General features: G+C 72.5%; 12 protein-coding genes and 1 tRNA gene. 9 read left to right on the plus strand and 4 right to left on the minus strand.

Annotated features, from left to right (window positions below; translation table 11 throughout):
* Positions 1-35: 35 nt before the first annotated feature.
* Genes HA039_RS27705 through HA039_RS27720 form a run of 4 tightly spaced genes read left to right on the plus strand, consistent with a single transcriptional unit; the run spans position 36 to position 5,751 of the window.
* Entirely contained in the window at positions 36-428 is a 393-nt protein-coding gene (locus tag HA039_RS27705; RefSeq protein ID WP_167034075.1) for a hypothetical protein, read from the plus strand.
* A complete protein-coding gene (locus tag HA039_RS27710) occupies positions 425-2,116 on the plus strand; it encodes a hypothetical protein (protein ID WP_167034076.1) in 1,692 nt (563 codons plus the stop codon). The genes HA039_RS27705 and HA039_RS27710 overlap by 4 nt, the downstream gene beginning before the upstream one ends.
* A gap of 7 nt (positions 2,117-2,123) precedes the next feature.
* The gene (locus HA039_RS27715) at positions 2,124-3,218 is read left to right on the plus strand and encodes a hypothetical protein (protein ID WP_167034077.1); all 1,095 of its coding nucleotides are present in this window, start codon (positions 2,124-2,126) and stop codon (positions 3,216-3,218) included.
* Between the two features lie 4 nt (positions 3,219-3,222).
* Entirely contained in the window at positions 3,223-5,751 is a 2,529-nt protein-coding gene (locus HA039_RS27720; RefSeq protein WP_167034078.1) for a CHAT domain-containing protein, read from the plus strand.
* A gap of 123 nt (positions 5,752-5,874) precedes the next feature.
* Here the strand turns inward: HA039_RS27720 and HA039_RS27725 are convergent.
* Positions 5,875-5,962, minus strand: a tRNA-Leu gene (locus HA039_RS27725).
* 156 nt (positions 5,963-6,118) lie between these two features.
* On the opposite strand from HA039_RS27725, the gene HA039_RS27730 reads away from it, so the two are divergent.
* The 3 genes from HA039_RS27730 to HA039_RS27740 all read left to right on the plus strand — a co-directional run bounded on the left by HA039_RS27730 (position 6,119) and on the right by HA039_RS27740 (position 8,844).
* Positions 6,119-7,495, plus strand: coding sequence for a M20/M25/M40 family metallo-hydrolase (locus tag HA039_RS27730; RefSeq protein ID WP_425086388.1), 1,377 nt, complete (start codon positions 6,119-6,121; stop codon positions 7,493-7,495).
* A gap of 153 nt (positions 7,496-7,648) precedes the next feature.
* A complete protein-coding gene (gene chpH, locus HA039_RS27735) occupies positions 7,649-7,882 on the plus strand; it encodes a chaplin ChpH (protein ID WP_167034080.1) in 234 nt (77 codons plus the stop codon).
* 149 nt (positions 7,883-8,031) lie between these two features.
* On the plus strand, positions 8,032-8,844 hold the full coding sequence (locus HA039_RS27740) for a chaplin (RefSeq protein WP_167034081.1): 813 nt from the start codon (positions 8,032-8,034) through the stop codon (positions 8,842-8,844).
* Between the two features lie 105 nt (positions 8,845-8,949).
* Here the strand turns inward: HA039_RS27740 and HA039_RS27745 are convergent, their stop codons facing one another.
* Positions 8,950-9,138 carry a DUF5703 family protein gene (locus HA039_RS27745; protein ID WP_005319466.1) on the minus strand — a complete coding sequence of 63 codons (189 nt, stop codon included), beginning with the start codon at positions 9,136-9,138 and terminating at the stop codon, positions 8,950-8,952.
* A gap of 47 nt (positions 9,139-9,185) precedes the next feature.
* Here HA039_RS27745 and HA039_RS27750 point away from each other — a divergent pair, with 47 nt between their 5' ends.
* Positions 9,186-9,833 carry a hypothetical protein gene (locus tag HA039_RS27750; RefSeq protein WP_167034082.1) on the plus strand — a complete coding sequence of 216 codons (648 nt, stop codon included), beginning with the start codon at positions 9,186-9,188 and terminating at the stop codon, positions 9,831-9,833.
* A 102-nt stretch (positions 9,834-9,935) separates the two neighbouring features.
* On the opposite strand, the gene HA039_RS27755 is transcribed toward HA039_RS27750, so the two are convergent.
* Positions 9,936-12,305: a helix-hairpin-helix domain-containing protein gene (locus HA039_RS27755; protein ID WP_425086427.1), complete on the minus strand. Its 2,370-nt coding sequence runs from the start codon at positions 12,303-12,305 to the stop codon at positions 9,936-9,938.
* Entirely contained in the window at positions 12,290-13,270 is a 981-nt protein-coding gene (locus tag HA039_RS27760) for an aldo/keto reductase (RefSeq protein ID WP_167034084.1), read from the minus strand. Before HA039_RS27760 ends, HA039_RS27755 begins: the two co-directional genes overlap by 16 nt.
* A 160-nt stretch (positions 13,271-13,430) precedes the next feature.
* On the opposite strand from HA039_RS27760, the gene HA039_RS27765 reads away from it, so the two are divergent.
* A complete protein-coding gene (locus tag HA039_RS27765; protein WP_167034085.1) occupies positions 13,431-14,483 on the plus strand; it encodes an LLM class F420-dependent oxidoreductase in 1,053 nt (350 codons plus the stop codon).
* Positions 14,484-14,569: the final 86 nt, after the last annotated feature.

Here is a 14,569-nt window from a genome sequence, read left to right on the forward strand (position 1 = left end):
GTGAAACCGGCTACTCGAAAAGGGAAGGGCGGTCCGTGAGTTCCAGGATCGAGATTGTCGGCGGGCCGCTGTCGCCTGCCGATCTGAAGGATGCGCTTGCGTCCCACATCGACGACGCTGGCGTACGGCTCGATGTCGACGGGCGTACCAGCCTGTATCGCGGCGGATCCGGGACGGAGTTGCTGGTGGCGTACGTCGGCGGTGGGGCGACGGCTCTCTCCGCCCTCATCACCGGCGTGTTCGCACTGCTGGCCATGCGTCAGGGCCAGGGCCAGGAATCCGCTGCCGACACCGACGGCGCGAAGATCGTGCTCCACGGCGCCGACGGCAGCAGCGTCGAATGCCCGGCCAACGCCACACGCGAGGAACTCGTCCAACTGGTCGAACTGGCCCGCAAGCTCGGCAGTTCGACCATCGAACTGCCGTGACCGGCACCGCACTCGGCCCGCTCTGGGCCGACCAGGCGACCGTACGCCGCTCAGCACCCCGCCTCGATCCCGTGCTCGGATCGGCGGAGCGTCCGGTCGACCCACCGGATCCCGGTGCGATCCGCGAACTGCTGGACCGCCTCTTCGCCGCGCGGGACGGCGAGACGCTGGAGCTGCTCGGCGACCGGCTGACGGAGTGGCTGCACCTGACCGAAGCCTTACGTGAACACCCCCGTCAACGGGACGAGTTGGCCTCCCTGACGCAGTCCGCGTACATGGAGGCCTGTCTGTGCCGGGATAGTTTGATGTCCCGGGTGGGTCCCAAGGTGATGGCCCTCGGGATTCTGTCGGCAAAGCTTGCCGAGCCGGAAACGGACGCGACGACCGGGCCCGGCGAGTCCGACACCTCTCGCGGCACGCCCGACCCCGCGGTCATGGCGGATTCCGTCGTCAATGGGCTCATTCCTCTGCTGGCCGGCCCCGCCCTGCTGCGGCAGCCCCACGGGCCGGACCTCCTCCACCTGGGCCTGTTGGTCCCCCGACTGCTCGACGTCGTCGACGCGTCCCTGGAACGGAATACCCACCTCGCGCTCGCCGTGGCCGATTGGGTGGGCCGACAGTTACGGCAGCCCGACCGGCCGGAGCCGCCCGAAGCGCTGCGGACCCGTGCCCGGGACCTGGAGGAGCGCTGCGAGCGCCGCATGGCCGAGGTCGAAGGCCGGCTCGGTCTGACCACGGCCGCTCTGGACGCCGCCGAGCAGGCCGCGTACCGGACGATGTACGTCCTGCATCAGCCCGAGGACGCCCGGCGGCTCGCCCACCGGTGTCTTCGGACCGGAGACCGGCTGCTCACCGTGCCGGACGACACCTCCGACGAGCGGCTGGACCTCCTCAACCGCCTCTTCAAGGTGAGCCGCCTGACCGGCGATGTCACGGTGGTGATGGAACGGTCCGAGCGATTGCAACGGCACGTCCGCGCGCGAGGCCTGCGGCATGAGCGCGCGGAGCGCTGGGAGGACGCGGCGGACTCCTACTCCAACCTCGGCTTCCGCTACTTCGCGGCCGCCGAGTACACCGGGGTGTCCCGGATTTACGAACTCGCCGTCTACTTCTTCGACAAGGCGGACGTGCTTCGCGCCCGGGCCCCGGAAACGGACACCGGGGAGGCATCCGGCTACCGGTTCCTGGAGAGCGAGGGTTTCGTCTACGGCGCCTCGGCGCGACTCGCCGAGCCGAACGCGGCCGCGGAGTTGTACGAGCGGGCCGCGTCGGCGCACGCCCGGGCGGCCCGGATGACATTCCAGTCGGGGGGTCTGTTCAGTCTGTACACGACGGCCGGAGAGTTCTTCAACGCCCATGCCTCTCTGGCCCGTTGCGCACAAGCCACGAACTTCACCGCGCTCCTGGGCCTCCTCGGCGACGCGGCCGACAACCTGCGCGTGGACGTCACCCAGAGCGTCTTCCCCCTCTACGGGGCCACGGTCGTCCGTCTCGCCCGGGGTGAGGCGGACCCCTGCACCGCAGACATGGTGCACGGGCTCGGCCATACCCTCCACCCCGAGGGCGAGCGCCTCGCAGCCACGGCGCGTACCGCCGCGACCGCTCTCGCCTCCGCTGACCTGCCGGCGTTCCGCGACGCAGTGCGTGCGCTCTCCCGCCTCTTCATCTTTCTGTACCCGCTGGGATGAGGGACTCATGCCCCAAGAAGCTTTGTTCCCCCGCCTGTTCCTGCACGAGGACGTCTCCCCCGTCCCGCTGCGGAAGGCGAAGAACGGGTTGGACATGCCCGATTCGGCCCTCCCGGTCCGTATCGGCGACCTCCGCGCCACCTTCGACGGTCCAGGCCTGACACCCACGATCGAGTGGGGGGACAGCTGGACCACCTCGAAGGCGGCGATCGAGGAATCGTTCCGGACGGAGTTCGCCCGCGTCCTGGAGTACGCCCGCCCACTCGCGGCCCGGCTCCGCGTCGCCGCCCGTGACACCTCCGACAGCTCCGGTACGGACGTGGCCTTCGAGCAACCACGCACGGTCCACGGCCGGGGGAGGGCCGCGCGAACGGGCGGTCACCGGCTCCACCGCGCTGTGGCCGACGCCGTACGTGCCTCCGGTCGTCAGCCCAGTCCGTTCGGTTCGCGGGTCACCGACCTGGAGCACTGGTCGGCGACGGTCGACGAGCTGTTCTCCCCGTTGCCGCCCGCGTCCGCCGAGGTTCTGGCGGTGACCTACGACTTCCTGCCGGTACTCACCGAGTGGCTACGGGCCGACGCGATGTCCTCCGGAGCCGTGCGGCACCTGATCAGGGCGGATCTCGGCCTGCCCGCTGAGGCGTACGCCTACCGCGAGACAGTCCCGCGGCTGAGGCCGGCCGTCCGCAGCACGCTCTCCCTGCTGGCCCGCGGCCGGCAGGAGAGACGGGGCGACCGCATGGCCGGGCAGCGAAGCATGACACAAGCCGTGTTCGCCCTTCAGGACGCCTTCCCACGCGGGCAGGGCCGGGTGGAACTGGGCATCGTGTTCGCCGAGAACCCAGGCGCGACCGGCTACGTCGTGCCGGCCGTCGGCCTGCGCATCCCGGCGCCGCGAGACGGTCACGCTCTCCGGCTGACGGACGGCACGGTCGCCCGCCTGTCCGCGCCGCCGTGGACCATGGGCTCGGTCTGGGACCCACCCGGCGAGGAACCCGACGGCGAGGAGCCCTGCGGACAACAACCCCAGGACGAACATCACCGCGAGGAAAGGCCCCGCGGCAGGCAGCGGCTGCGCGGCTGGGGGCGCCACAGTGACTGACCTGTTGGCGCGAGCCCATGAACGGATCGACGCGGGCGACCTCGCCACGGCGGCCGGGCTGCTGGAGCAACTGGACAGGCCCGGGGCGGGCCTTGAAGTCGTGGTCAACATCGATCTCGCCCGCTGCCACATCGCCACCGTCTCCGACGAACACCGTGCCCTCTTCGGGCCGGCACTGGCCCGGATCGCCGAGCGCACAGATGTCCCTCACGACCCGACGCTCGCTCCCCGCTGGCACTTCTACCGCGTCACCGGTGACCTGCTGACGCACGGCACGGCCGTAGCAGAGCACGTGCGGGAGTTCGCCGAGGCCGTCGCGCGGCTCGGCGTCGAGGCGGAGAACGCGCAGCTCCTCGTGCAGCTGCTGGCGAACCTGCGCGTCCACGGCCGGGAGGACCTGGCGGGCCCGCTGCACCGATGGGCCCGGCGACTGGACGTACCCGGGGACACGGACTGGGACACCTGGCACGAGCTGGCGTACGTGCTTCGGACCACCGGCGCCGGAGCCGAGGCCGAGCGGATCTGCACAGCCATCCTCGCGGCCGGACCCGCGCGTACGCGCGTCGGGGCCGGCATCACCCTGAGCGTCCACCTTGCCGGTGAGGACCGGCACGACGAGGCATACGCTCTGCTGACCGAGGCGCTGGAGACCGCTGACCGCGAGGGCTGGCGCGACCTCGCGGACGCCGCCCGGAACAACCTGATGGCAACGCATCTGGTGGCGGGCAGGACCGAACACCTGGAGAGCGACGTACGCGCGTGGCTGGCCGACATCGCCGCGCGCCGCGCCGAGCCGCCCGCCGTGGCCGTAGGGCTCCGTACCGTCCGCGCTCTGCGGGCCGCGGGCCGGGACCTGCTCGCCCTTGATGTGCTCACGCTGTACACGGACCGGGACTGGTCGGCGGAATCGGACGCCGAGCAACTCGCCTGGCTGGAAGCCATCGTGGACGTCTTCCAGGTGTTGTCCGACGATGCCGCCGCGGCGGACCTGAGCGTGCGCGCGATCGGCATCGACGAGCGTCTGTCCCGGTCGGCGGTCGCCCGCTTCGGCCCGGACGACTACGACCGGATCGGCCGCGCCTACGACCTCCTGGTGACGTTCCACTCCGACTTGGAGCGGCTCGACGCCACCACCGAAGCCCGGGCGCTCTTCTACACCGAAGCCGCGAAGGAGGCGGCCTTCTCCCGCGCGCTGCCGGGCATGGCGAACGGTCCCCTGCGGGACGAGGCCGCTCAGGAGGCGAGGGGCCTGGTGATGGAGCTGGCCCGGCTGGAGACGGCGGCCGAGGTACGGCTGCAAGGAGACCTGGCGGCCGTGACAGACCTCCCGGGCGGGAGCACTCGTGCGACCAGCCGGATCCGGATCACCCCCGCGTACGCCAACGAACAGGTCCGTGAGCGTCGGGGCACCGTGATCCGGGAGCGGCTGCGGCACCTACGGCAGGCGCCGGCCGGCGGGGCCGGGAAGCGCGTCGGTTCGTTTCTCGGTCCTGAGCCGCGGGATCTTGCCCAGGCGCCATGGCCGGAAGGCACGGTGGGCCTGGCACAGCGACTCGATCGCGCCGAGAGCGAACTGGTGACGTATCTCGTGGGCGCGCACGGTTTCGCCCACCGCAGTGCCGTTGACGTCAATCCGGCCGTACTGGACGCCTTGCTGACCGTCCTCAGCCAGACCCCGGAGGACGAGATCGACCACATCACCGGGCGACTGGCCGACCTGCTGCTGCCCGGCGCCGTCCGGGACGGACTCGACGCCCACGGCGCCGACACTCTGGTCATCTCCGGCGACACGACGGCGCAGACCGTGCCCTGGGAGGCCCTCGGTACCGGCGACGACCGGCTCGGGCTGCGGTTCTCCTTGTGCAGGACGCCCTCCCTGCTGCGCGGCGTGGCCCAGCTCTCCACCCCGGCGAACCCGGCCGTCGAGCGGGCTCTCGTTGTCGCCGACCCGACCGGCGACCTTCCGGCGGCGGCAGCGGAGGGCGCGATGCTGCATCACCTGCTCACGGCGCGCGGCGTGGCGACGACCGTACTGCCCGCCTGCACCCGCGGTGAGTTCCTCGCCGAACTGCCCCACCACACGCTGGTCCATTTCGCCGGCCACACCAATTACCTGCGAACCGACCCTGCATCCAGCCACTTCCTCCTGGCCGACGGCCCGCTCACGGCCGACGAACTCGCGCGGGTTCCCGTACACCCGGACTCCCTGTTCGTCCTGGGCTCGTGCGAGTCGGCGCAATCCGGCCAGGAGCCCGGCTTCGGTAACTCCTTCGGAATCGGCACAGTCCTCCTGCTCCAAGGCGCCGCCTCCGTGATCGGCGGCAACTGGTCGGCCGGCGACGCCCGCAGCCTCGCCCAGAGCGAGTGCCTGTACGCGCATCTGCTCGCTGGGCGAACGGTGAGCGAAGCGCTGAGAGCCGCCCGCCGGGACCTCCACGGACGGGGAGAGCCGACCTCTTCCTGGGCGCTGTTGACGGTGATGGGCGACCCCTTCGCCCGGCTCCGTACCGTGCGGGCCCATACTCTTTCCTGACCGTGGAGCCCCCGAACCGCCCGGGGCCGGACAAGATCCCGCACACACGAAGAACTCCCAGCCCGGACGAATCCGTACTGGGAGTTCTCTGAAGCCGAGCGGGACGTTCGTGTGAACTGTCCCTGGTGTCCGAGGGGGGACTTGAACCCCCACGCCCGATAAAGGGCACTAGCACCTCAAGCTAGCGCGTCTGCCATTCCGCCACCCGGACCGGGTGTCCGTCGGGCGGCGCTGGGCCGTTCCGACGTGGAAAACCATAGCAAACAATCGGGGGTGCCCGATCACCGCCCGGTCGGTGTGACAGGCGTATGACAGCCGGTGCCACGGCGGGGTACGCCCTTGGGGTGGGGGCCTCCGGCACGGGAGTATGGGAGGAGTATCAGGAGGACCACCAGCAACGACCGTGGGAGTGAGCAGCGTGAGCGAGTCGAGCTCGGGCACAACCGTTTCGGGCGAGGACGAGGTCGTCGACCTCTGCCGTGACCTCATCCGCATCGACACCAGCAACTACGGCGACCACTCGGGACCGGGGGAGCGGGCCGCCGCGGAGTACGTCGCGGAGAAGCTCGCCGAGGTGGGCCTCGAACCGCGGATCTTCGAGTCGCACCCCGGCCGCGCCTCCACCGTCGCCCGGATCGAGGGCGAGGACCCCTCCAGGCCCGCGCTGCTCATCCACGGGCACACCGACGTGGTCCCCGCCAACGCCGACGACTGGACCCACCACCCGTTCTCCGGGGAGGTGGCGGACGGCTGCGTCTGGGGCCGGGGCGCCGTCGACATGAAGGACATGGACGCGATGACCCTCGCGGTCGTACGGGACCGGCTGCGCAGCGGCCGCAAGCCCCCGCGCGACATCGTGCTGGCCTTCCTCGCCGACGAGGAGGCGGGCGGCACGTACGGGGCCCGCTTCCTGGTGGACAAGCACCCGGACCTCTTCGAGGGGGTCACCGAGGCCATCAGCGAGGTCGGCGGGTTCTCGTACACCGTCAACGAGAACCTGCGGCTCTACCTGGTCGAGACGGCGGAGAAGGGCATCAACTGGATGCGCCTGACCGTCGAGGGCACCGCCGGCCACGGCTCGATGATCAGCAAGGACAACGCTGTCACGGAGCTGTGCGAGGCCGTGGCGCGGCTCGGCCGGCACAAGTGGCCGGTACGGGTGACCAAGTCCGTACGGTCCTTCCTCGACGAGCTGTCGGACGCGTTCGGCTTCACGGTCGACCCCGACGACATGGAGGCCACGCTCGTCCGCCTCGGCGGCATCGCCAAGATGATCGGCGCCACCCTCAACAACTCCGCCGCCCCCACCATGCTCGGCGCCGGCTACAAGGTGAACGTGATCCCCGGTGAGGCGGTCGCGCACGTCGACGGCCGGTTCCTGCCCGGGTACGAGGAGGAGTTCCTCTCCGAGGTCGACCGGCTCCTCGGCCCCCGCGTGAAGCGCGAGACCGTGAAGCGGGACAAGGCGCTCGAGACCAGCTTCGACGGCGCGCTGGTCGAGGCGATGCAGAACGCGCTCTCCGCCGAGGACCCGATCGCGCGGGCCGTCCCGTACATGCTCTCGGGCGGTACGGACGCCAAGTCCTTCGACGACCTCGGCATCCGCGGCTTCGGTTTCGCCCCGCTCAAGCTGCCGCCGGAGCTGGACTTCGCCGGGATGTTCCACGGCGTGGACGAGCGGGTGCCGGTCGACGGCCTCCAGTTCGGGGTCCGCGTGCTCGACCGGTTCATCGACCACAGCTGAGCCGCCGGCTGACGAAACGCCAGGATTCGCCAGTACGTACGTACTTGACTGAAAAGAGTGAATGCGACGATACGCTCGTAGCCTGAATGGCTCCTTCTCGTTACTGGTGTGCGGTCCGTGGTCGGGGCCGCACTTGCCAACAAGGAGGAATACATGATCAAGAAGATCGTCGCCGCTGCTGTCGCCACCGGTGGTCTCGTACTCGCGGGTGCGGGCATGGCCGTCGCCGACTCCGGTGCCCAGGGTGCCGCTGTGGGTTCGCCGGGCGTGCTCTCGGGCAACGTCGTCCAGGTGCCCGTCCACATCCCGGTGAACGCGTGCGGCAACACGGTCTCCGTGATCGGGCTGCTGAACCCCGCCTTCGGCAACACCTGCATCAACAAGTGACGTGGAACGACTGACGTTCCTCGGCCCGTAAGGGTCCGAGCCCGGGCGGCCCCGGAGTGCGCGCCATGCACTCCGGGGCCGCTGGGCATCCCGCCCCGGCACCGAAGCCCTGGGGCAATCCGGTAGGCAGAAGGCAGGGAGCAGAAGCTATGAGACAGGTCACGCGCAAAGGCCTGATCACCGTGGCGGCCGCGGGCGGCGTCATCGTCCTCGGCGGCGGCTACGCGCACGCCGACTCGGGAGCCCGGGGGGCCGCGACCGGTTCGCCGGGCGTCCTGTCCGGCAACAACGTCCAGGTCCCGGTGCACATCCCGGTCAACGCGTGCGGCAACACCGTGAACGTCATCGGTGTGCTCAACCCCGCGTTCGGCAACAAGTGCGCCAACGTGCCGGACCACGGCGGCAAGGGCGGCAACGCCGGGCACGGTACGGGCGGCTCCCACGGCACCCCGCCGCGCGGCGGCTCGCACGACGACGGGTACGGCGGCGACGGCCCGGACAGCACCCCGCCGCGCAACGGCTCGCACGGCGGCGGCCAGGGCGGCGGCGGCTCGCAGGCGGGCGGCGGTACGGGCGGCTCGCCCGGCATCGGCTCCGGCAACTCTGTCGAGGTGCCGATCGACATCCCCGTGAACGTCTGCGGCCTCGGCGTCACCGCCGTCGGCCTCGGCAGCCCCACCTTCGGCAACGGCTGCGAGAACGACTCGGCGGTCCCCGTCACGCCCGGACCGGCCAAGCCGGTGCAGCCGACCGCGCCCACGAGGCCGGTCACCCCGGTCACGCGCACGATCCCGTCCGCCCCGAACGCCCCGGAGCCGCAGATCGCCGCGCCGCCGGTCCGCACCGACGAGCTGGCCCACACGGGTGCCGGCGCGCTGGGCACGGCGATCCCGGTGGGCGCGGGGCTGCTGCTCGCGGGCACGGTGCTGTACCGCCGCTCCCGCTCCCGCTCCGCCCTGTAGTCACGCGGGCACGGAGGGGCGCGGACGCGCACGAAGACGCGTACGCCGACGCGTACGGACACGACTGGGGCGGGCCTCGCAGCAGCGGGGCCCGCTCCGTCGTCGTCACCAGGTGGCGCGGACCTGTCGGATGATGCGCCGGCGCAGCCGCACTCTGCGGCTGCCGTCCCGATGCAGGCTCAGACGGTCCAGTTCCCAGTGCCCGTACTCGGCGTGGTCGGTCAGCAGACGGGTCGCTTCCTTGCGGGAGACCCCGCGCGGCACGTACACGTCGACAAATTCGTATTCCGGCATCGCATCTATTGTGCGGCCAGAGCCCTCGTACGGATAGCGTCTGCTCTATGTCTGATGCTGCGCAGCCCACCGCTGCCGAGGTACGTGCCGCCGCCGAGGCGGTCAAGGTAGCCCTGGACCGCCACCTCGCGGCGGTCGAACACCGCACGGGGGAGGACGACCCGGCCGTGTCCGAGGCCTTCAACGCCCTCGCCGTCGCCGCCGAGGTGTACGACGAGCGCCTCTACCACCGGTACGACGAGGTCACTCCCTTCGAGATCCCAGATCCGGACGACTCCCTTCCGCCATACGCGGGACCCGAGGAGCCGAACGCCCTCAGCGTGCTGATCCGGCGCGACTACGCGGTGGCGGAGCCGCAGCGGCTGCTCGTGCAGGCGCAGCGCATCGCGGACGTGGAGGGGGACGACGGGACTGGTGCCGTCGTGGGCAGCAGTGTGCACGCGGCGCTGGGGGTGCTCTTCGGGGAGTACGAACCGGACGAGATCGCGTCCCGGCACAAGGAGTTCGGCCTTGAGGAGGGCGACTCCACGCTGTGGGTGGCGGCCGCGGAGGAGCTTCCCGAGCCGGGCGAATGGCTGAGCGCGCCCTTCGACCAGGCCGACCCGCAGCAGGTCGTCTGCCGCTTCGACGTCAGCGCGGTCTTCGACGACGACCTGGACGCGGACCTGGACGACCTGGAAGAACAGGACGCGTAGCCCGCAGGAGTGAGGCCTCACTCGCCGGCCGGGCAGATCCAGCCCGTCCGGCGCTTGAGGACAAAGCTCCGGCCGCCAGGCCGGGCGCGCCGCGACCGAAGGCTACGCGCCCGCCTCCGCCAGCAACCCCTCCACCAACCCCCGCAACCGCGTGACCCGCTCCCGCGGCACCCCCTCCGCCACCGCCCGCGGCAGCGCCTCGTCCACCCCGTGGACCACCGAGAGGTGCCGGGCGCCCCGGCCGAACGCCGTGTACACCCACGGCCGGCTCAGCCCCTGCGCCGCGTCCCCCGGCAGCACCACCACGGCCGCCTCCCACCGCATCCCGGCCGCCTGGTGCGCCGTGAGCGCCCACCCGTGCCGTACGGCCGACTCGACCCGGTCCTTCGGCACCACCACCGCCGCGCCCCCGCACTCCAGGTGCAGCCCGTCCGCGTCGGCCGAGAGCACCGAGCCCTGGAGGGTCCTGCCGGGCGCGGGAACGTAGGCGATACGGTCCCCCGGGTCGAAGCCCGCGAACCGCCCGGGACCGGGGTTCAGCCGCTCCTTGAGCGCCGCGTTGAGCGCGCGGGTCCCGGCCGACCCGCCGTGGCCCACGGTGATCACCTGCGTCTGCCCGGCCGCCAGGCCGAACGCGCGCGGCACCGAGTCCGCGACCAGCTGCACCGTACGGTGCACCGCCTCGCCCGCGTCCCGCACCGGCACGATCACGACCTCCTTGCCGGGGGCCGCGACCTGGTTCAGCTCACCGATGCCGATGCCGGAGACCAGCTCGCCGACCGGCCCGGGGTCGGGCGTACGGGACGCGATCTGCGGGCACACCCGCGCGGCGAGCAGGTCGCCGAACACCCGGCCCGCGCCCGCCGACCAGAGCACCCCGGGGTCCCCGCTGAGGACCAGCCGGCTGCCGTCGGGCAGCGACTCCACGAGCATCGTGGCCGTCTCCACGTCCAGCTGCGGCGCGTCCAGGACGACGAGGAGGTCGAGGGCGAACATGCCGTCCGCGTCCCGCCCCGGTCCCTCCGCGCCCGCGAGCAGCCCCGCGACGGTGACCACGTCCCGGCCCGCCCCGCCGCCGGAGCCGGTTTCACCCGCGCCCGCACCGTTCTCCGCGCCGCCGCCCAGCCGGTCCCGGCCGTTCTCGCTGTGGGCCGCGACCACCGCGCGCAGCCCGAGCGCCCGGGCGGCCTCCGCCAGGGCGGCGGGCTCGGCCCGCGCGGCCTCCCCGCCCGTGTGCAGCACCAGCCCGTGCCCCGCGACCGCCCGGACCAGCTCGGCCGCCGACGGGGAACCGGCCGCCGCGGCCGCCTCCTCCCAGGACGCGTCCGGCCCGGTCTTCACGAGCCGCGCGAGCCCGTCGGCGAGGCTCTCCTCCGCGAGCGCGTACCGGTCGAGCCCGAGGAGCACCGGCCGCTCCGCCGCGTCGTCGGCCGTGCTGTCCTCCCGCGCGCCCCCACCGGCCTCCTCGCCCCCGGCGTCCTCTTCCGCTTCGTTCTCGTCGTCGTCGTCGTTCTCGTTCTCGTTCTCGTCGTCGTCCGGACCCTCCTGGAACACCAGGACCGCGCCCTCGGCGACGGCATGCCGCACGGCCTCGTCGGGATCCGGAACGCCGTGCCCGGCCAAGGCCGTCCGCACCGCCGACGCCTCCAGCGCGGTGTGCCCCTGGAGCGCGCCGCGCTCCAGCAGCCACCCGACCAGCGCGGCGGCCCGCCGCTCGTCACCGGGGCCGCAGGCCGCGCCGAGCAGCGCCCGCGCGAACCCGTCCGCCTGCTCGGGCCGCACCCCCGGCACGGCGAGCAACTGCCACGGGTCCTCACGCAGGAGACCGGCGGCCTGCTCCCCGAGCACGGCCGACACCTGCCCCGCGAACGCCTCGGGCGCGCCGCCCTCGGCCAGCACGGCCCGTACGCCGTCCACCACGGCCCGCGGCGCCGGTACGGGCCCGGGGGCCGGGGCCACCGCGACGGGGGCGGCAGGGGTGGCAGGAGCGCCACCAGAGGCCACACGGGCCGGGGCGGGCGCGGGGGCGGCCACGGCACGCAGGAGGGCCGGATCGGGCTTGTCGCCGCTCTCCACGGCCCGTACGGCCGCGAGGAGGTCGGCGGCCTGCCCGCTCAGCTTCGTCCCGGCGGGGATGGGCCCGTCCTTCTCGGCCTTGCGCTGCTCGATCCGCTCCCGCAACTCCCGCTGCGCGGCGAGCTCGGCGGCCGCCTCGGACAGAACGGCGCCCTCGGCGGCAGCGGCGTCCCCGCCGCCGTCCGCCCCGGCCTCGTCCGCCGCGCCCCCGTCCGTCACACCCGCCGCGACACCGACAGCACCCGCACCCATGTCAGCACCCGCATCCGCACCCTCCTCCGCACCGGCGCCGACACCCCCCGCATCCGCCCCCGGCGTGCCCTCCTCCGCGGTGGCGGTGGCGGTGGTGTCACGGTCACGGTCCGTACTCCGGTCCGTACTCACAGCGTGCTCCAGTCCTGGTCGGGATAGCGGTGCACGGGCGCCGACACGTCGTCGAGCGCCTGGCAGATCTCGTCAGGAAGACTAAGGCTCTCCACTGACAAAGCGGCCGTGAGCTGCTGCGCGTTGCGCGCGCCCACGATCGGGGCCACCACCCCCGGGCGGTCCCTGACCCACGCCAGCGCCACTTCCAGCGGCGTCGCGGCCAGCCCCTCCGCCGCCGTCGCGACCGCGTCGACGATCCGGCTCGCGGCCTCGTCGAGGTACGGCTCCACGAACGGTGCCATGTCCGACGCCGCCCGCGAACCGGCCGGGGTGCCGTGCCGGTACTTGCCGGTGAGCACCCCGCGCCCCAGGGGCGACGACGGCAGCAGCCCGATGCCCAGGTCGATCGCGGCGGGCAACACCTCGCGCTCCACGCCGCGTTGCAGCAGGGAGTACTCCATCTGCGTCCCCGCCAGCCGCGTACGTATACCGGGCGACGCGAGCTGCCACGTGGCGGCCTTGGCGAGCTGCCAGCCGCAGAAGTTCGACACCCCCGCGTACCGCACCCGCCCGCTGCTGACGGCGATGTCCAGCGCGTGCAGCGTCTCCTCCAGCGGCGTCTCCGCGTCGAACGCGTGGATCTGCCACAGGTCCACGTAGTCCGTCCCGAGCCGCGCCAGCGACGCGTCCAGCGCCGCCAGCAGGTGCCCCCGCGACCCGTCGAAGCGCCGGTCCGGGTCCGGCACGCTCCCGGCCTTCGTCGAGATGATCAGGTCGCGGCGCGGGACGAGCCGCTCGATCAACTGCCCCAGCAGATACTCGGCCTCCCCGCCCCCGTACACGTCCGCGGTGTCGACCAGCGTCCCGCCCGCCTCCCAGAACGCCTTCAACTGGTCGGCCGCGTCGTGCTCGTCGGTGTCCCTGCCCCAGGTCAGGGTGCCGAGCCCGATCCGGGACACACGCAGGCCGGTACGGCCGAGATGCCTCTGCTCCATGGGCGCTGAGATTACTGGCCGGGGCCGTGCGCGGAGAGAGCCTGTGGACAACCTGCCCGGAGAGGCTGTGGACAACCCACCCCTGACGCGGCCCCGTACCGCGCGCTAGAGTCCGGCGGACAGAGACGTTACTGACGGGTAGACGAGCAAGGGAGTGGTTATGCGGCTCGGCATCAACCTCGGTTACTGGGGCGCGGGGATGGACGGCGACAACCTCGCGGTGGCGCAGGAGGCCGACCGGCTCGGGTACGACGTCTGCTGGGCCGCCGAGGCCTACGGCTCCGACGCCCCGACCGTGCTGGCCTGGGTCGCCGCCCACACGGAGAGCATCGACGTCGGCTCCGCGATCCTCCAGATCCCGGCCCGCCAGCCCGCCATGACCGCCATGACCGCGGCCACCCTCGACTCGCTCTCCGGCGGCCGCTTCCGCCTGGGCCTCGGCGTCTCGGGACCGCAGGTGTCCGAGGGCTGGTACGGCGTGAAGTTCGACAAGCCCCTCGCCCGCACCCGCGAGTACGTCGAGATCGTCCGCAGGGCGATGTCCCGCGAGCGGCTGTCGTACGAGGGCGAGCACTGGACGCTGCCGCTGCCCGGCGGCCCCGGCAAGCCGATCAAGCTCACCGTCCACCCGGAGCGCGAGCACATCCCGCTCTACATCGCCGCGATCGGCCCGAAGAACCTGGAGCAGACCGGCGAGATCGCCGACGGCGCCCTGCTGATCTTCCCCTCCGCCGAGCACCTGGAGGACACCGCGATCCGCCACCTCCGCGCGGGCCGCGAGAAGGCCGGCCTGACGATGGACGGCTTCGACGTCTGCCCGACCGTGCCGATCGCCGTCGGCGACGACGTCACGGGGCTCGCCGACACCTTCCGCCCCTACACCGCCCTGTACGTCGGCGGCATGGGCAGCCGCAAGCAGAACTTCTACAACCAGCTCGCCCAGCGCATGGGGTACGAGAAGGAGGCGGCCGAGATCCAGGACAAGTACCTCTCCGGGGACAAGGCGGGCGCCGCCGCCGCCGTACCGCACCAGCTGATCGACTCCACGACCCTGCTCGGTTCCGTGGAGCGGATCGCCGACCGGATGAGCGCGTACGCCGCGGCGGGGGTCACCACGCTCACCCTCGCGCCGGCCGGCCTGACGCTCGACGAGCGGCTCGCGGCCCTGCGGGTCGGCACCGACGCCCTGGAGCGGGCGGGCCTCGTCTCCTAGGACGAGGGCCTCTCGCGGCAATCCGGCCCGCCGCCCCGTAACCCGAACGGGCGAGAGGAAGTCTGCGGCCGTGGTGGGGGCTCGGG

The organism is Streptomyces liangshanensis, assembly GCF_011694815.1.
Classification (GTDB): domain Bacteria; phylum Actinomycetota; class Actinomycetes; order Streptomycetales; family Streptomycetaceae; genus Streptomyces; species Streptomyces liangshanensis.